The organism is Ensifer sp. GW823-FHT05D09, from assembly GCF_058795755.1.
Genome location: NZ_JBXAIA010000005.1, coordinates 208,134 through 225,541, shown reverse-complemented (window position 1 = coordinate 225,541; position 17,408 = coordinate 208,134). Strand labels below are relative to the sequence as shown.

Genomic DNA, 17,408 nt, shown 5'->3' with positions numbered 1-17,408 from the left:
CATCGTCTGGCGCTTCGGCAATAACCTCTTTCACTGCGAGAAATGGGCATGCCACTTCCAGGATCAGCTCGCTAACTTCACCCATGCCAACGGGGTCTTGATGCGTCTCCACGGTAGTACAATCAAACCCAGGACCGCAGCTTTCAACAACAGCTATGCGGCATCTATCTCTCTGAATTGCCCGTCCGCTTTCGGCCCGAGAGCCAACTATCGATCCCTCGCCTTGAACGGAATCGAACCGTCCATCACGCACAGCCTAGGGCAGACAACACGTTTCTTGAGACTAAATTCTCATGTTAGCCGGGTCGAACGAGGAGCCTGGAGCTGACATTTGATCTTGCTGTCTAGCAACGCCAAGCAACCATTTGTGAAACTTCTGCCCAAATGGTTTTTCGAGGGCGGCCCGATCCCAGGCGAGATAGTAGCTTTCGGGCAGTTTCATACGAATGTCGAAGGGCACAACCAGAGATCCAGAGGCGATCTCATCCTTGATCATGGAAACCTGCGCGAGAACAAATCCCCTACCGTTCACGGCCGCGTCAATCGCACTGCTCGACAAGGTGAAGGAGAGACCTGAGAACTTTTGGCCGCCATCGGCGTGCACCAGCGCCGCCCAGTCATTCCATTGCGGCGAAGCTTTGTAGTCTGCCTCCCACTCCACGTTAAGAAGGGGAAAGCTCAGGATATCGCACGGCGTTTCAAGGCCGCGTCCGGCAATCAGCATCGGCGAGCAGGCAGGGACCATCCAGTCCGTGAACAGGGTGGCCACGTGCTCATGCACGTAAGAGCGCCGACCGTAGGTAATGCGGAAATCCACTTGATCGGCACCGATGCGCGGTTCCTGCTCCTGCCCGAGAATGCGGACGCTCGATTCCGGACAGAGCGTTTGCCAGTCGAAAATCTTGCGGTTGACCCACTTGTTGGCGACCGACGTCAGGGCGCTCAGAACGATCCCGGTCTCGTTGCGGGCGCGGGTGAGAACGTTGGCGGCATGGGAGAGCTGCTGGAAGCCTTTCGCGACTTCCCGGTAGTACAACCGGCCCCAGGAAGAAAGCTCAACACGCCGCCCGCGCCTCTCCAATAACGTCAGCCCGAGACATTGCTCCAGGTTTCGTACCAACTGACTGACGGCACCGGGCGATACCCCGAGGTCCTCCGCCGCAGCGCTGACCGTGCCACATCGTCCGATCGCCTCAAAGGCCTGCAAGCCGCGCAAGGACGGGTTCGGCATCGTAAAGCACTCCTTCTGCCAGTCGCTCCAATTTAGAAAATCTAAAAAAGAACGCAGGCGCTGGCAACTTGTTGGCACAAAGAAAAAGCCGAACACTGAATTAACAAAACGCAAGGAGAGCGAAATGTTTCTCAAGAACGCCTGGTATGTCGCAGCCTGGGATCACGAGGTCGACCGCGAGCTGAAACCGGTGACGATGCTCGGCGAAAACATCGTCCTTTACCGCAAGCAGGACGGCAGTGCCGCGGCACTCGAGGATGCCTGTCCCCATCGCAAGCTGCCGCTCTCGATGGGGCGCATCAAGGGCGACGACGTCGAATGCGGCTACCATGGCCTCACCTTCGACTGTTCGGGCATCTGCACGCGCGTTCCGGGGGCTGAGCGGATCCCGCATGTCGCCAAGGTGCGTTCCTACCCGGTGCATGAGCGCTACGGCCTGCTTTGGGTCTGGATGGGAGATGTCGACAAGGCGGACCCGAAGGATATCTTCGAAGTCGAGCATTTCGGCGACCCGGCCTGGGGCGTCAATCGCGGCGAGTCGATGACGCTGAACTGCAATTACCTCTATATGACGGACAACCTGCTCGACCCGTCCCATGTCGCCTGGGTCCACCAGTCATCCTTCGCCAGCTCCGCCTGCGAGGAAACGCCGCTTGAGACGACCGTCAAAGATGACGGCGTCACCGTCTGGCGCTGGATGATCGATTCTGAACCGGCCCCGTTCTATGCGCCCTTCCTGCAATTTGAGGGCAATACGGACCGCAAGCAGCACTACGAAGTGCGTTATCCGAGCAACGCGATCATCAAGGCGATCTTCGCGCCCGCCCACACTGGCGGCGAAGGCCGGGCGCTGCCGGAAAATACCTTCCTGATGGACAGCTACAACTTCATGACGCCGGTCGATCAAAACCGGACCAAATATTACTGGTTCCAGATGCGCAACTTTGCGCCTGACGACGTCAAGGTTTCCGAGAGTTTTGCCAAGTCCGTGCGCGGCGCTTTCGAAGAGGACCGCGTCGTTCTGGAAGCCGTTCATCACGGGATGGCGAACCAGCAGACGCCGAACCTCGACCTGAAAATCGACGTCGGCCCGATGCGCTTCCGGCGCAAGCTGGCTCAGTTGATCGCCGCCGAGACGAAAACCGATCCCGCCAGCGTCGCAGCCGAGTAGGGAGCGTTCCGGATGCTCGATGCAGCTGCCTCGCGCTTCCTTCCCTTCGAAGTCATCTCGAAGGTACGCGAAAGCGCCACCATCACCTCGTTCCGCCTTGCCCCACTCGAACGCCAACACTGGCGGCCATTCGAGGCGGGACAGTTCCTGACGATGCGTGTTCCCGACCGCAAGGGAGGACATGTCCTGCGCAACTACACCGTCTCGTCTTCCCCACGAGAGGAGGGAACCTACCGGATCACCGTGAAGCGTGAGGCCGCACCGTCGAGCGACGTGCCGGATGGCCTGAGCTCCTGTTGGCTGCATGACGAGATCGAGCCTGGCGCCGTTATCGACATCGACCCGCCGCGCGGCGCCTTCAAGCTCGACAGCATGAGCTCCCGACCCGTCGTCCTTCTTTCCGGCGGCGTCGGGCTGACGCCGACAGTTTCGATGCTCGATGTGCTGGCGAGGGACAGCGACCGCCCTGTCTGGTTCATCCATGCCTGCGACCATGCAGGCGTGCATGCGCTGCGCGAAGAGATGGAAAGTCTCGCGGCGCTGCGTTCCGGCATCGCCATCCATTTCTGCTACCGCTTTGCCGAAGGTGCAGATTTGGAAACTGCCCGCTGCCACTCCACGGGCTTTCTGACCCGCACCACGCTTCAGAGCCTTCTGCCGCTCGACGACTACGAGATCTACATGTGCGGGCCGCCGCCCTTCATGCAGGCGCTCTACGGAATTCTGACCGGCCTCGGGGTGCGCAAGGAACGCATCGCCTACGAGTTCTTCGGGCCGGCGAGCCTGTTGACGGAGCCTGGGCAGACGACGGCGCGATCCGCAATAACAACAACCGCCCAGCCGGCCACCAATGCGGATGGTCCACGCATTGTTCTGCGGAAGTCGGGCCGCAGTCTCGCCTGGGATGGAACGAGCGAATCCATCCTCGCCTTCCTGGAGGCGCAGGGCATCGAGCCCGAGTTTTCCTGCCGGGCCGGCGTTTGCGGGACCTGTGAACAGAGTTTGGTCTCGGGCGAGGTCGCCTACTTCGAGGAACCTCTCGACGAACTGCCGGCCGACCGGGTGCTTCTGTGCTGCACCAGACCGAAATCCTCGATCGTGCTCGATCTCTGATCGCCCAAAAAGGCGCCGTTTCAACCAGATGTCCAAGCCTTGAAGGAAGATCCGTGACGAAACCGCTTCATACCGAACTCCCGCTCAATCCGCATGTGGCGGGCCTTCCGCCCTACAATGCCGGCATGAACATTGCCGATGCGCGGCAAAAGAGCGGTCGGCAAGACATTGCAGCACTTGCCAGCAACGAGAACCCGGACGGGTGTTCACCACATGTCGCACCCGCACTCGGACACCTTGAGCCCTCGCGCTACTCGGATCCTGCCTGTATGGCGCTGCGGGCGGCGCTCAGCCAAAAGCTCGGCGTTTCTACCGACCGGATCGTCGCCGGCAACGGCTCGGAGGAAATGATCGCCGCGATCTGTCGCGCGGTGCTGCGCCCCGGCACTCTCGCGGCAACGGTCTGTCCCGGCTTCGGATTGCACGAGATCGAGGCGCTTGCCAATGGCGCCAGGGTCGAGAAAGTCGGCATGCGGCCAGATCTCGATTTCGACATACCGACGATTACCACCATGCTCGAGCGCGCACCGGCGATTTTCTTCCTCTCGTCCCCTTCCAATCCGGTCGGTCCGGCGCTCGATCGCAAGGGACTGGCGCGCATTCTCGCAGCGGTGAGACATGAAACGCTTCTGGTGCTCGACGAGGCCTATTTCGAGTTCACGGACGAAGACACGCCCGACGGTCTTGCCACGCTCTCGGCGACGGACCTCTCCTGGGTGGTGCTCAGGACCTTTTCCAAGGCCTATGGGCTTGCAGGCCTGCGCGTTGGTTATGCCGTGACATCCGATGTCCGGCTGGCGCGGGCTGTGAGCGCCGCCAAGACGCCATTCAACGTCAACGCCGCTGCGCAGGTGGCAGCCGTCGCCGCCCTTGCGGACGAATCATGGATGCGGTCCTCGGTTGCAAGGCTGAAACGCGAGCGGGCGCGGGTCGCCAGTGCCGTCGCCGACATGGGCCTTTCGGCGGGCAGATCGCAGACCAATTTCCTGTTCATCGACGTCGGGCGGGAAAGCCGGATCGTGTTCGATCACTTCCTGTCGCAGGGGATCATCGTCAAGCCATGGAAGGAGGAAGGTTACGACACCTTCATCCGCGTAACGATCGGCACCCCCATAGAAAACAACCGCTTCCTCGATGCGCTTCGCGACCTCATCAGGACGTGATGGCTGCGGCGTCCTTCAAGTCAAAACAGAACAGGGGGTCGCGGCACGGCCCCACGGGAACGAGCAAATGAGCGGAAACGCAAGCCTGCACAGAGTAAACCGGGAGCCCCATCGCATGTCCCCTTCAGCGCCATCCGGCCTTTTCTCCGGTGACTTTTCCGCCTTGCGCGCCCGTTTTCTCGCTGCCGCGCGCACCGCGGGCGCCAGCCTGGTCGAGTACCTGCACCCGTTGCACGGCCCGAAGGGGGAACGGCTGGCGACCGACGTTGCCTATCTCGGGCGCAACGATGCCGAAAAGCTGATGGTGCTGATCTCCGGGACGCACGGCGTCGAAGGTCCCTTCGGCTCGGCCTGCCAGACAGCGTGGCTTTCGCAAAACTCCCCTTGGAAACTTCCAGATGATACCGCCGTTCTGGCGATCCACCTCATCAACCCCTGGGGCACGGCATGGGCACGCCGGGTGAACGAAGACAATGTCGATCTCAACCGCAATTTCATCGACTGGCGAAAGGCGCCGCCGAACAACGAACGCTATGCCGCATTGCATCAGGCCCTGGTCTGTCGCGCCTGGGACGGCCCGGAGCGTGACGCAGCCATTGAGGCATACGAAGACGCCAAGCGGCGGTTTGGTGGCCACGCCGGCATCGCCCCGATCGTGGAAGCGGGACAATACGACTTTCCGGACGGTCTGTTCTATGGCGGCGACGGTCCGGTCTGGTCCAACCGAACCCTGATCGAGATCCTGTCGACATTCGCACAGAAGGCGGCCGAGGTTGTCGTCTTCGACCTGCACACCGGCGCCGGGCCTTACGGCTATCCCGCCCTCCTCTCGGTCGCCGAGAGCGAGCACCCCGGTCTGGAATGGGGCCGACGCATCTTCGGTCCCGCGCTCTCGGTCGTCTTGACCGGTGAGGACGCGACGACAGATACCGGCATCGCCGCGACCGCCACCGGCTATGTATCGGCCGCTGTACGTGGTGCGCTACCGAAGGCGCGTGTGCTGCCGCTCGTCGTCGAATGTGGCACTCTGGACGGTTCAACCGTCTCGGATGCCGTCCGGGCGGACAATTGGCTTCACCTGTTCGGCAAGATCGATACGCCGCTCGGCCGCCGGATCAAGAAGGACCTGCGCGCCGCCTTCGTTCCGGAAGACGCCGACTGGCAGAGCGCCTGTCTTGAGGCATCCTTGCGCCACTTCGACCGCGCCTTTGCCGATCTCAAGGCATTAGGCGGCGCGCGACCCGAAAAATCCGTGCCCACAGCAGCTGCGGTCATCGTCGTCGCCCATCCGGAGTCCGGCGGCCCAAGGCTTGGCGAAAGACCGGCGATCGAGGTGCACGAGATCCACAAACGCTTCGGCCCCCTCTCGGTGCTCAACGGCGTCAGCGTCTCTGCACAACCGGGTGAGGTCGTGTCGATGATCGGCTCTTCCGGTTCGGGAAAGAGCACCTTCCTGCGCTGCATCAATCTGCTCGAGCAGCCGAACGACGGAAGCATCATCATCGACGGTGAAGAAATCCGCATGAAGAAAACGCCGGACGGCAGTGCTGCACCGGCCGACATCCGGCAGGTCGAGCGCATCCGCTCACGCGTCGGCATGGTGTTCCAGAACTTCAATCTCTGGCCACACATGACGGTCCTCGAAAACATCATCGAGGCGCCGATACACGTCCTGAAGGAGGGACGACAAGCAGCTGTCGATCAGGCCCATGCGCTCCTGAAGAAGGTCGGCCTTTCAGACAAACATGCCCAGTATCCCGGGCAGCTGTCCGGTGGCCAGCAACAACGCGCCGCCATTGCCCGCACGCTCGCCATGCGTCCGAAGCTGATCCTCCTCGACGAGCCGACTTCCGCGCTCGATCCCGAGCTGGTCGGCGAGGTCCTGCGCGTCATCCGGCAGCTGGCCGAAGAAGGAAACACGATGATCCTCGTGACGCACGAAATGCAGTTCGCGCGCGAGGTCTCGCACAAGATCCTCTTCCTCCACCAGGGAAAGGTGGAGGAAGAGGGTGCCCCGGCGGATGTCTTCACCAACCCGCGCTCCGAACGCATGCGCCAGTTCCTGGCCCGTACGCTCTGACAGCCCGCCGTCATTACCCGTCCGGGGCTCACCCCGGAACGGGAGCCAACAAGAATGCTCAGCAAGGGGAACCAAAACATGAAGCTGAAAAGTCTATTGCTCGCCACGTTCTTCGCCACGGGCCTTACTGCGGCCCACGCAGCCGAGGGCGAATTGTCGATCGGAACGGAGGGCGAATATCCGCCGTGGAGCATGGCCGATGCCGCCGGCAACGTTACCGGTTTTGACGCGGATGTCGGAAACCTGCTCTGCGCCAAACTGGAAATGAAGTGTCACTTCGTCGTTCAGGCATTCGACGGCCTCATTCCGGCGCTGAAGGCCAAACGTTTCGACATCATCATTTCCGGCATGTCGATCACCGCCGAGCGCAAGAAGCAGATCAACTTCTCGGTCGGCTACGCAGAGCTCGCCAACATGTTCGTGGTCAAAAAGGATTCAGATCTTGCCGGCGTCAAGGACATCGAGACGCTGCTGACATCGCTCGACGGCCGTACGGTCGGCGTCCAGGCCGGCACCACCCATGCGCATTTCATGGAAAAGCGTGCCTCGTCCGCCGTCCTGAAGACCTATGACACGCTCGACCAGATGCAGATCGACCTCGCCAGCGGCCGCGTCGAGGCGGCATTTGCCGATTCATCCGCCCTTCAAGACTTTCTCGGGCGCCCGGACGGCAAAGACTTCCAGTTCGTCGACGTCAAGGTGCTGAGCACTTTCGACCCGACGCTCGGCGAAGGTATCGGCGTCGGCATCGCTCAGGAGAATACCGAACTGAAGGCCCGTATCGACAAGGCGCTCTGCGAAATGGTCGCCGACGGCTCTATCGGCAAGGCAAGCCAGACCTGGTTCAAGACGGATATCTCCCGTCCCTGCCAGTAACGGCAACCGCACCCCTCCCGGGAAGGCGAAAGACCGGCAGGTCTCTCCTTTCTCGGGAGGCTTCATCCGACAGGACAAAGCATAGGTTGGGCGTGTTCGATGGAACTTGGACTTTGGCAGGTGTGGGAAGGTGGCTGGATATCGGCAATCCTGCGCGGGGCGGCAATCACCATCGCCCTCGGCATGGCGAGTATGGCCTTTGGCGCCGTCATCGGCGTTGGCTGTGGCCTGATTAAATGGGCCCGGATTTTTCCGCTGACGCTTGTCGTGGACTTCTACACGTCGGTCGTGCGGGGCGTGCCAGAACTTCTGATCATCTATCTCCTCTTTTTTTCCTCCGTCGAGTTCGTGGCCCGAGTGGCCGCGGCGTTCGGCTACGAGGGACTGGCCGGCAACGGTTATGCCTTCACCATCGCGGTCGTCGCGATCGCCGCCATATCGGGGGCCTATTCGACCGAAGTGGTGCGAGGGGCACTCGCTGCCATTCCAAGCGGGCATATCGAGGCGGCGCGGGCACTCGGGATTCCGGGCAGGCGGATCTTTCGCCGCATTATCGCGCCGCAGATGCTGCGGATCGCCATTCCGGGCATGAACAATGTCTGGCAGACAACGATCAAGGATACCGCTCTCGTCTCGGTGGTCGGCCTGCAGGAGTTGATGCGCGTCGCCTTCGTCGGGGCCGGTTCGACCCGCCACCCCTTCATTTTCTACCTCATCGCCGCTCTCGTCTATCTCGCGATCACCTTGGTCAGCCAGGGTGGTTTCGACTGGATCGAACGCCTTCTGCGCCCCCGTACGAGGAAATAGGTCATGAATTTCGAGCTCGTCTTCCTCGCGGTTCCGACCCTTGCAAAGGGACTGTGGCTGACCGCCATGCTCACGGTCGCTTCTGTCGCCATCGGCTTCAACCTTGGACTGGCGCTTGCGGTCATGCGCCTGTCGAACAACAGGGCGCTCAGCGGCTTTGCCAAAGGCTACAGCACTGTCTTTCGCGGCACGCCGCTGCTGGTGCAACTCTTTCTCTTCTACTACGGCCTCGGCCAGCTTTCCTTCGTGCGGGACAACCCCGTGCTCTGGTGGATCGTCGGCGACGGTGCCCATTGCGCAGTGACGGCACTCGCGCTCAACACGGCGGCCTATACGTCGGAGATCCTGCGCGGTGGCCTCATGTCCATCCCGGGAGGGCTCGTCGAAGCAGCACAGGCCTGCGGCATGTCGCGGCTGCTGCGCTTTCGCCGGATCACGTTTCCTCTTGCCATCCGGCAAGCGCTGCCGGCCTACGGCAACGAGCTCGTCCTCGTCGTCAAGGGAACGAGCCTCGCCTCCACCATCACCGTCCTGGAGATCACCGGCCATGCGAAGCGGCTGATGAGCCAGACCTATGCGATCCTCGAAATATTCGCCATCGCTGGTCTGCTTTACCTGCTGATCAACCTGGTGCTGATCACGCTTGTCCGGCTCCTGGAAGCCCATCTTACACGCTACCTGCCCCGGTAGGCTTCGCCGCCTGACCGGCTGAAAACCTTAAGAGAAAGAGACACAAAATGGATGTACGCGCCGCCGTCGCTGTTCAGGCAGGCAAGCCGCTGGAAGTGATGACCGTTCAGCTCGAGGGCCCGCGGGCCGGAGAAGTGCTGATCGAAGTCAAGGCCACCGGGATCTGCCACACCGACGATTTCACGCTGTCGGGTGCTGATCCCGAAGGTCTGTTCCCGGCAATCCTCGGCCACGAGGGTGCCGGCGTGGTCGTCGACGTCGGCCCGGGCGTCACCTCGGTCAAGAAGGGCGATCATGTCATTCCGCTCTATACGCCGGAATGCCGCTCCTGCCCGTCGTGTCTGTCGCGCAAGACCAACCTGTGCACCGCGATCCGTTCGACCCAGGGCCAGGGCCTGATGCCGGACGGCACCTCGCGCTTCTCGATCGGCAAGGACAAGATCCACCACTACATGGGTTGCTCGACCTTTGCCAATTACACCGTGCTGCCGGAGATCGCCGTCGCCAAGGTCAACCCTGACGCCCCCTTCGACAAGATCTGCTACATCGGCTGTGGCGTCACCACCGGTATCGGCGCCGTCATCAACACCGCAAAGGTCGAGATGGGCGCGACCGCGATCGTCTTCGGTCTCGGCGGTATCGGCCTCAATGTCATCCAGGGCCTGCGTCTCGCCGGTGCCGACATGATCATCGGTGTCGATCTCAACAACGACAAGAAGGCCTGGGGCGAGCGCTTCGGCATGACCCATTTCGTCAACCCGAAGGAAGTCGGCGACGACATCGTGCCCTACCTCGTCAACATGACGAAGCGGGGTGCCGACCAGATCGGCGGCGCCGACTACACCTTCGACTGCACGGGCAATACCAAGGTCATGCGCCAGGCGCTCGAGGCATCGCATCGCGGCTGGGGCAAGTCGGTTGTCATCGGCGTTGCCGGCGCCGGCCAGGAGATCTCCACCCGTCCGTTCCAGCTCGTCACCGGACGCAGTTGGATGGGCACCGCCTTTGGCGGCGCACGCGGCCGCACCGACGTGCCGAAGATCGTCGACTGGTACATGGAAGGCAAGATCGAGATCGATCCAATGATCACCCACACCATGCCGCTAGAAGACATCAACAAGGGTTTCGAGCTGATGCATTCCGGCGAAAGCATCCGTTCGGTCGTGATATACTGAGCGCGGGTTCAAGACCGCATTCCGAATGCAATCCGTGCATCGCATCGTCGGCCTCCGGCCGACTGCGCCAGTGATCGGCCGCGCATCAAGCGTCGGCCATGAAGGAGGAGAAGCCCATGCCCAGCATTGCCATACATCCGTCCCTCGACGGCGGCTTCAAGGCGACCGACGCTGCATTTTCCGGCGGCACGCTTGCCTGCAACTGCACCAGCAATCCGGTGAAGATCCGCATCAAGGGCGACATCGCCCACAACCACGCCTGCGGCTGCACGAAGTGCTGGAAACCTGACGGCGCTGTCTTCTCAGTCGTTGCCGTGGCACCGACCGCCAACGTCGAAGTCCTTCAGAACGGAGACAAACTTGCAGTCGTGGATCCAGGCGCGCTGATCCAGCGGCATGCTTGCAAGGACTGCGGCGTGCACATGTATGGACCCGTGGAACGCGATCATGCGTTCAAGGGGCTTTCCTTCCTGCATCCCGAGCGGTTCCAGGAAACGGGATGGGCTAAGCCCGGCTTTGCTGCCTTCGTCTCCTCGATCATCGAAAGCGGCTACGATCCGGCAAGGATGGACGGCGTGCGCGCTCGTCTCAGGGAGCTTGGCCTGGAACCTTATGATTGCCTCAACCCCGTTCTGATGGACGTTATCGCCACCTGGACGGCCAAGAAGAGTGGCACACTGAAGACGCAGGCGGCCTGATCAGGCCGGTGCACAACCTCTCTCCGTTCTCAACGCCACCAACAGGTAACATCGAATGGACTGCCTAAGGCCTGAATTCAAAGACGAACTTCGCAAGATTGTTGGTGACGGAAATCTCAAGGACGGCGAGGCCCTTTCCTCGATCGACCACGGCGTCGCACCGGAAAATCTCGGGGCCGGCGTCGTGGTCCTTCCGAGAACAACCGGCGAGGTCTCGGCGGTTGTCAAATGCTGCGTTGCCAACGGAGTTCCGCTCGTTACCCATGGGGGACGAACCGGCCTTGTCGGCGGCGCTATGTCGAGACCAGGCGAGCTTGTGCTCTCGACCGCCCGCCTCGATAGAATCCTGCATGTTTCATCCGTCGAGCGCGTTGCCGTGGTGGAAGCCGGTGTCACGCTGCAGGCGCTGCAGGCAGCGGCCAGTGAGCATCGACTTGAAACGGGGATCGACTTGCCGTCACGTGGTTCCGCAACGATTGGAGGAATGGCGTCAACGAACGCCGGCGGCATCGCGGCCTTCCGGCACGGGGTCATGCGGCATCGCATCCTTGGCCTGGAGGTCGTGCTTGCGGATGGCTCCATCTATTCCGACCTGACACGGGTGGTGAAAAACGCCGCCGGCTATGATCTGAAGCATCTGTTCGTGGGAGCCGAAGGCACACTCGGCATCATCACGCGTGTTGCCGTCAAGCTCGAACCCCAGCCCCTTGCCAACGCCACGGTCCTCTTTGGCCTACCGTCTGTGGACGCCGCGCTCGAGACGGTCCGCAGAGGGCTCGACGCGAAGTACGGGCAACTGCGTGCGGCAGAAGCGATCTGGAACGGCTATTTCCGCCTGACATCAGGCCATCATCGCTGGTCGGTCACGGACTACAGTGCCGATCATCCGGTAAACCTTCTGGTCTCGCTGGGTGGGGCCGAGGAAGAAGCGTTGCAATCGGAACTTGGACGTATCTACGAAGACCTCGTCGAGGATCACCCCGACGCTTCCACAGTGATCGCGTCGTCCGTCGCACAGGAGGCGGATCTTTGGCGGTTGCGCGAGGACACAGACCTCATCTACCGAAAGCATCCTGGTGCGCCGTCCTACGATGTCTCGGTCCCTCTTTCGGAAATCGGGACGTATCTTGATCGCTGTCTTGCGGGATTGAAGGAGGTCGATGCGACCTTTGATCCCTTTGTCTTTGGCCACCTTGCCGACGGAAACCTCCACATCGTCCTCAATGCGGCCGGTCGAGAGGTTACAGGCGAAAAGGCGAGAGCCGTCGAAACGGTGCTGTACCGGGACATCGCTGTAATCGGCGGATCATTCTCCGCCGAGCATGGGATCGGCCTCAAGAGGGTGGGATCCCTGTCAGCCATTTCGAACCCGGTGAAAGTGGCGCTCATGCGTCGGGTCAAGGACGCGCTCGATGCATCCGCAATCCTCAATCCAGGAAAAGTGCTGCGCGCAGGCAAACGGGAGGCATCGTTGTAACGGACGGCACGCCCGCGGCGGCCAACGGATCGGTCTTGTGGAACAGGACGCCCCACAGTTGTGGCTGGGGCGTGGGCTAGTGGTGCATACCTATCTGATACCAGACGGCATCGCCATTTCGTACGACTGCAATGCCCCTATTCCCTATGAGCGCTGTCGGCTCAAAGCGCCGCGACCTCGCAAGCCAGAGCTCATCTCCTGGCAGCATCCGCGCGAGTAGAGTCTTCAGTTCCTCCTCTGGAGTAGGAATGCGGTCCCAAAACTCGGCGGGCAGAGCCTCGATGCCGCCCATGAGGGCAATGAGCCACTCGCGATATCTTTGCGGGTTGGCTCGCTCCAACAACACAACTTCGTCTCCAGCGACAGGGCGGTCGATTCCGGCTGGCATTTTTCTTCCCGTGGTTATGGTGAGGACCAAAGCAGCCTATTTCGCTATCACTCGGAATACGGTGCGGACAAGTCTTCGTCCCGCCTAGACAACGGTTGCTCTAGTTGGTGCATAATCCAACAATCGTGCGGTACTTTTCGGCCACTGCCAATTCAACGGCTTGCACGGCGCAAATTTCAGGGTCAGTTTAGTGGCCGCTTAGGGCCGAACTCGGCCCTGGTAGGGATGCGCCAGTCGCAGTCCTGAGATCGCGGATGGCGTTTGGCAACCCAGATGGTTTCATGTGGCAATTCCTGCCCAAGCTAGTTCTTGACCTCAATCACTAGAGGATAGCCCTCGTCCTCCCACTCCGAAAATCCGCCCGCAAAAAGGAGCACGTGCGTGTAGCCCCAGGCAACCGCCTTGGCCGAGGCATAGGCGGAATAGTGGCAATGCTTGCCGTGGCAATAGAAGGCGACCTCGTCGTCCTTGCCCGCCACCTTGGCGAGGCTTTCCTTCGACAGGCCGGTGACCAGCGATAAATTGATGGCCTTGGGGATGTGGCCGTTTTCGTAGCTGAGCGGGGCTCGCACATCGATAAAGGGCACGCCGCGGGCGAGCAGCGCCTTTGCGTCTGCTACATTGACTTTCATCGTGCCGTCGACACTGGGTTCGCCGTTCGTTGTCGTTATAAACTTGAGATAGTCGTCAAGGGCGAGGTCGGTACCGGCCCCATCGGGCACACCGGCTTTCCGTAGACCGTCCTGCAGGCGCGTTATGTAAGGTCTGTAGTAGGCGAACGCACTACCGTACCAATCAAATGCACTTTCCTGGATTGTGAGCGGATCGCACAGGGAAGACTCCGCCAATTTATTGTACTTGTCGACGAGAGCCTGAGCGCCCTCAGTACGTCCGAGGTGGCCGTAGCTCGATATCAATGTGGTGTAGTCCGCAAGGACGTCGGATTTTTTTGCCATCACACGTTCAAAGTTTCCGGCAGCTTCGTCGTACTTTCCCTGGGAGAAGAGGGAGATTGCGAGCATGCGCAGTGTTGCAGGCGAGAAACGGGGATCGAATCGCATCGCCTGGCGGACCTGCTGTTCAGCCTCTACCGCTTGTCCCGTCGCGTTGAGAATCCGCGCCATGCTGACATGGTTGTCGGGATCATTCGGCGCAAGGTTCATCGCCCGGCCGATGGCAGAGAACGCTTCGTCGTAGCGCCCCTGCTGCGCGAGCAGCTGCGCTGTTATCGCATAGGCAAGCGGCGTCGGCCTCTCCATTGCCTTTGCAAGATTTCGGTTCAGGTTCTGGGAAGCGTTCTCCCTGCCATACCAGGTTGAAACGGTAATCCTCCAGTTTGCCGCCGCCAGCGATGCATAGGCGCGACTATAGTTCGGATCGAGTACGATAGCCTTCTGGAAGAAAGCGGCAGCCGTGACCGTTTCCGACTCGGTGTCCCGGCGGAGGTGATCCCATCCCTGCAACAGCAGATCATAGGCTTGCGGATTGGCTGTCTCCAGCGCAACTGAGGCTTTCTGTTCCGCACTTGTCAGCTTCACGGCGAGCGTCGACACGATCTGTCCTATCACCCTGTCCTGCAGCCCAAACACGCCGCTCATTTCACCATCATAGCGCTCAGCCCAGAGGTGGTGTCCTTCGATCGCGTCGATCAACTGGGCATTGACTCGAACATGGTTTCCTTCTCGACGCACGCTGCCCTCGAGGATGTAGTGGACGCCCAATTCCTCGGCCACCTGCTGCGCCGTGGTGGGCTTGCCCTTGTAAGTGAAGGTCGAGTTTCGCGCGATCACGAAAATGCCGGACAGTTTTGAAAGTTCAGTGATCAGGTCGTCAGTCATTCCGTCGGCGAAATAGCCCTGCTCGGCATCGGAACTAAGATTGTCGAACGGCAGGACGGCGATCGACGGCTTTTCTGGCAGCGGAAAAACCGTCCGCGCGACGGACGACGTGTCGGCGCTCGTGTTCCTCTGGGCCAGCCACATTGCAGGAACGCCTATCAAGAGGAGGAGGGCTAAAGCGGCTGGAATTCCCCAATTGCGAAGGCTCCTGACGTTGAACCGCCGATGCTGCGCATCCCCCTCGAACCTCACCCGATAGACACGCACCGCCCGCTCGATATTCTTCACATGTTGCTCGCCGATGAATTCCAGTGGCAATTCGAGCTTGCCTTGCAAGTGATCGAAAGTGGTGCCGGACACGAAAAGTCCTCCCGGCTCACATATCTGCTCAAGGCGGGCCGCAACGTTGACACCGTCGCCCAGCAAATCATCGCCGTCCACGACGACATCGCCGAGATTGATACCCATGCGGAAAAGAAGGCGAAGTTCGGGTGCAACATCTACCTGGCGCGCGGTGACCTCTCTTTGTGACGCGACGGCGAATGTCACAGCATCGACGACGGAGCTAAATTCCACGATCTCGCCGTCGCCCATAAGTTTCACGATGCGCCCGTGATAATCTTCTAATAGGGGATCGAAGATTTCGGAACGCAACGCTTTCATCGCAGCCAGGGTCCGGGCCTCGTCGGCTTCGATGAGACGCGAATAGCCAACAATGTCGACGGCAAGAATTGCGACCAGCCGCCGTTCGGCGCGAACCGCTCCCATGGCCGCCTCTCCCAAAGGTATAGAAGGCCTCACTTTTGCGTTGGTTCAGGGAGGGAAACTTCCCAGCCTCATAGCCTTCGCAAGCTACTCTTGTTTCCGCGCTCGTGCCAGATTTATTGCCTGACTTGGGACCGTGCCGGAATGGCCACTTAGCGCTGAATTCCGACGACGATGTTATCTCGTCCTGGCCAGGGAAAAGCTCGAAAAGCGCTTGACCATGACACGCCGATTAGAGAAGCGTTGCCGGGACCGAACACCCTCGGCAACTCGCCCTCACCTACCTGCTCTAACCAGTGACCGCGCAATACCGATGATGCTGTCGCGTGCGGCCGTCGGGTCGTCCTTGGACCAATGCGACCCCCGCCAGTCCAGGATGTCGATTCCGATCCCTCGCCTTGATGGGATACGAACCGGCGTTGGCTAGTTCGTCTTTTGTGCGGGCACGTGATATTGCGATAGATTGCGAAGTATGACAGCCGGACATCATTTTCAGAGTTTGGAAACACTGGACCGAAACTGGAGAGCATTTATGGGTTGGAAAACGCCAAAATTTGAATACGTGAATGGGTATAAGATCGTCGAAGTCGATGGACCAGCCTTCAAAGTTTATGACGGTGACAGTCAGTTAGGGGACCATTTCCCCTACTCCGGCGAGGCTGCAGCTTACGCAAATTCTTTGCCAAAACGAGATCATCAGCGCAACTAGGCAAGAAGCCTGCAAAAAATCAAAGGCGAAGCAAAATTTGACGAACTCCAGTCTCCACTCAGCGTTGGAATTGCTTGGTTGGTCCGGCTTTTTTGCGGATCAGGTAAAGCCGACCGAAGCAGATCTCGTACCCAGGCGCATTGCGTCGGTTCACCGGGCACGCATTGAGGCGATGGGCACCACGGGATCGATCAGGCTAGAGCTACCTGCCAATGCCAATACGGCTGATTTCGCCGTGGGCGACTGGGTGCTTGCCGATCCCCGGTCCGACATGCTTGTCAGGCGGCTTGACCGGAAAACCGTGTTTAAGCGACGCCCGGAGGTCGGACGTGGCCAACAACTTGTTGCTGCCAACATCGACACACTGTTGATCGTGACGTCGTGCAACGCCGATTTCAATATCGAGCGGCTGGAACGTTACCTCATCATGGCTAACCAGGCGGGCAGCAAACCGGTGGTCGTGTTGACCAAGGCTGACACCGCGGAAGACGTTGGCATATTTCAGGCCAAAGCCGAGGCTTTGCAGCGCGACCTACCTGTCGTTGCCCTGAATGGGCGCTCAGCCGATGCAAGCTCCCTTTTGAGTTCCTGGTGCGGCGCTGGCCAAACGATCGCCCTGGTTGGATCGTCGGGAGTGGGAAAGTCGACATTGGTCAACACGTTGACCAGACTTGAATCGAACGCACAGCAGAAAACCGGGACTATTCGCGAACATGACGCGCAAGGCCGTCACACCACGACCGCGCGCTCGCTACATCCTATTCCGGGCGGCGGCTGGGTCATCGATACGCCTGGAATAAGAACACTGTACGTCAGCGATATCACCGATGGCATCGACACGCTTTTTTCCGACATAAAGGAACTGGCACAGCTTTGCCGCTTTCGCGATTGTACCCATGCGCATGAACCGGGCTGCGCGGTTCAGGCAGCCGTCAAAAGCGGCACTCTGGCCGCCGACCGCGTTGAACGCTGGCGAAGCCTGGTTTCTGAAAACCGTGACAGAACACCTGTCATCAGCGGACCACGTGGCAACAAGATCGTTCGCAAAAAGAAATATTGAAGGTCTGACGCCTTGATTGGATCAGAACCCTCGGTGCATCTAGGGGACTGTCGAGCTCATGAACCAGTCACTTGGCAAATGAGCGTACCGGGCGTTGGCAGCGTCGCTGCCAGCGCCAGTTTGTGCGCGGCTTGACCGGTTGAAAGGGGTCGCGCGCCAAGAGGTTC

At 60.3% G+C, this 17,408-nt stretch carries 13 protein-coding genes; 11 read left to right on the top strand and 2 right to left on the bottom strand.

Annotated features, from left to right (window positions below):
• Positions 1-283: 283 nt before the first annotated feature.
• Positions 284-1,231, bottom strand: coding sequence for a LysR family transcriptional regulator (locus AC1Q80_RS16960; RefSeq protein ID WP_492361330.1), 948 nt, complete (start codon positions 1,229-1,231; stop codon positions 284-286).
• Between the two features lie 124 nt (positions 1,232-1,355).
• Between AC1Q80_RS16960 and AC1Q80_RS16955 the strand changes: the two genes are divergently transcribed.
• The 10 genes from AC1Q80_RS16955 to AC1Q80_RS16910 all read left to right on the top strand — a co-directional run bounded on the left by AC1Q80_RS16955 (position 1,356) and on the right by AC1Q80_RS16910 (position 12,481).
• The gene (locus tag AC1Q80_RS16955) at positions 1,356-2,402 is read left to right on the top strand and encodes an aromatic ring-hydroxylating dioxygenase subunit alpha (RefSeq protein WP_173421622.1); all 1,047 of its coding nucleotides are present in this window, start codon (positions 1,356-1,358) and stop codon (positions 2,400-2,402) included.
• Positions 2,403-2,414: 12 nt separating this feature from the next.
• Complete coding sequence (locus tag AC1Q80_RS16950) at positions 2,415-3,515, top strand: 2Fe-2S iron-sulfur cluster-binding protein (protein WP_492361205.1); 1,101 nt, start codon at positions 2,415-2,417, stop codon at positions 3,513-3,515.
• Positions 3,516-3,568: 53 nt separating this feature from the next.
• Positions 3,569-4,678 (top strand): histidinol-phosphate transaminase, encoded by a 1,110-nt coding sequence (gene hisC, locus AC1Q80_RS16945; RefSeq protein WP_492361204.1) that lies wholly within the window; start codon positions 3,569-3,571, stop codon positions 4,676-4,678.
• A 115-nt stretch (positions 4,679-4,793) separates the two neighbouring features.
• On the top strand, positions 4,794-6,758 hold the full coding sequence (locus tag AC1Q80_RS16940) for a DUF2817 domain-containing protein (RefSeq protein ID WP_492361203.1): 1,965 nt from the start codon (positions 4,794-4,796) through the stop codon (positions 6,756-6,758).
• A 78-nt stretch (positions 6,759-6,836) separates the two neighbouring features.
• Entirely contained in the window at positions 6,837-7,634 is a 798-nt protein-coding gene (locus AC1Q80_RS16935) for a transporter substrate-binding domain-containing protein (RefSeq protein ID WP_492361202.1), read from the top strand.
• 99 nt (positions 7,635-7,733) lie between these two features.
• Entirely contained in the window at positions 7,734-8,441 is a 708-nt protein-coding gene (locus tag AC1Q80_RS16930) for an ABC transporter permease (protein WP_492361201.1), read from the top strand.
• A 3-nt stretch (positions 8,442-8,444) separates the two neighbouring features.
• Positions 8,445-9,131 (top strand): ABC transporter permease, encoded by a 687-nt coding sequence (locus tag AC1Q80_RS16925; RefSeq protein WP_492361200.1) that lies wholly within the window; start codon positions 8,445-8,447, stop codon positions 9,129-9,131.
• 47 nt (positions 9,132-9,178) lie between these two features.
• Entirely contained in the window at positions 9,179-10,306 is a 1,128-nt protein-coding gene (locus AC1Q80_RS16920; protein ID WP_457582949.1) for an S-(hydroxymethyl)glutathione dehydrogenase/class III alcohol dehydrogenase, read from the top strand.
• A gap of 116 nt (positions 10,307-10,422) precedes the next feature.
• Complete coding sequence (gfa, locus tag AC1Q80_RS16915) at positions 10,423-11,004, top strand: S-(hydroxymethyl)glutathione synthase (RefSeq protein WP_492361199.1); 582 nt, start codon at positions 10,423-10,425, stop codon at positions 11,002-11,004.
• A gap of 55 nt (positions 11,005-11,059) precedes the next feature.
• Positions 11,060-12,481, top strand: a complete 1,422-nt coding sequence (locus AC1Q80_RS16910; RefSeq protein ID WP_492361198.1) for an FAD-binding oxidoreductase — start codon at positions 11,060-11,062, stop codon at positions 12,479-12,481.
• Positions 12,482-13,171: 690 nt separating this feature from the next.
• Here the strand turns inward: AC1Q80_RS16910 and AC1Q80_RS16905 are convergent.
• Positions 13,172-15,475 carry a rhodanese-like domain-containing protein gene (locus tag AC1Q80_RS16905; RefSeq protein ID WP_492361197.1) on the bottom strand — a complete coding sequence of 768 codons (2,304 nt, stop codon included), beginning with the start codon at positions 15,473-15,475 and terminating at the stop codon, positions 13,172-13,174.
• A 743-nt stretch (positions 15,476-16,218) separates the two neighbouring features.
• On the opposite strand from AC1Q80_RS16905, the gene rsgA reads away from it, so the two are divergent.
• Positions 16,219-17,241, top strand: coding sequence for a ribosome small subunit-dependent GTPase A (rsgA, locus tag AC1Q80_RS16900; protein WP_492361196.1), 1,023 nt, complete (start codon positions 16,219-16,221; stop codon positions 17,239-17,241).
• The last annotated feature ends 167 nt before the right edge of the window (positions 17,242-17,408 follow it).

What these genes read in the sequence shown, in the direction of transcription:
- AC1Q80_RS16950 (WP_492361205.1), top strand. Translation starts at nt 2,415, where the DNA reads ATGCTCGATGCAGCTGCCTCGCGCTTCCTTCCCTTCGAAGTCATCTCG.
- AC1Q80_RS16920 (WP_457582949.1), top strand. Translation starts at nt 9,179, where the DNA reads ATGGATGTACGCGCCGCCGTCGCTGTTCAGGCAGGCAAGCCGCTGGAA.
- AC1Q80_RS16910 (WP_492361198.1), top strand. Translation starts at nt 11,060, where the DNA reads ATGGACTGCCTAAGGCCTGAATTCAAAGACGAACTTCGCAAGATTGTT.
- AC1Q80_RS16905 (WP_492361197.1), bottom strand. Translation starts at nt 15,475, where the DNA reads ATGGGAGCGGTTCGCGCCGAACGGCGGCTGGTCGCAATTCTTGCCGTC.
- AC1Q80_RS16925 (WP_492361200.1), top strand. Translation starts at nt 8,445, where the DNA reads ATGAATTTCGAGCTCGTCTTCCTCGCGGTTCCGACCCTTGCAAAGGGA.
- AC1Q80_RS16960 (WP_492361330.1), bottom strand. Translation starts at nt 1,231, where the DNA reads ATGCCGAACCCGTCCTTGCGCGGCTTGCAGGCCTTTGAGGCGATCGGA.
- AC1Q80_RS16930 (WP_492361201.1), top strand. Translation starts at nt 7,734, where the DNA reads ATGGAACTTGGACTTTGGCAGGTGTGGGAAGGTGGCTGGATATCGGCA.
- gfa (WP_492361199.1), top strand. Translation starts at nt 10,423, where the DNA reads ATGCCCAGCATTGCCATACATCCGTCCCTCGACGGCGGCTTCAAGGCG.
- AC1Q80_RS16935 (WP_492361202.1), top strand. Translation starts at nt 6,837, where the DNA reads ATGAAGCTGAAAAGTCTATTGCTCGCCACGTTCTTCGCCACGGGCCTT.
- AC1Q80_RS16955 (WP_173421622.1), top strand. Translation starts at nt 1,356, where the DNA reads ATGTTTCTCAAGAACGCCTGGTATGTCGCAGCCTGGGATCACGAGGTC.
- AC1Q80_RS16940 (WP_492361203.1), top strand. Translation starts at nt 4,794, where the DNA reads ATGTCCCCTTCAGCGCCATCCGGCCTTTTCTCCGGTGACTTTTCCGCC.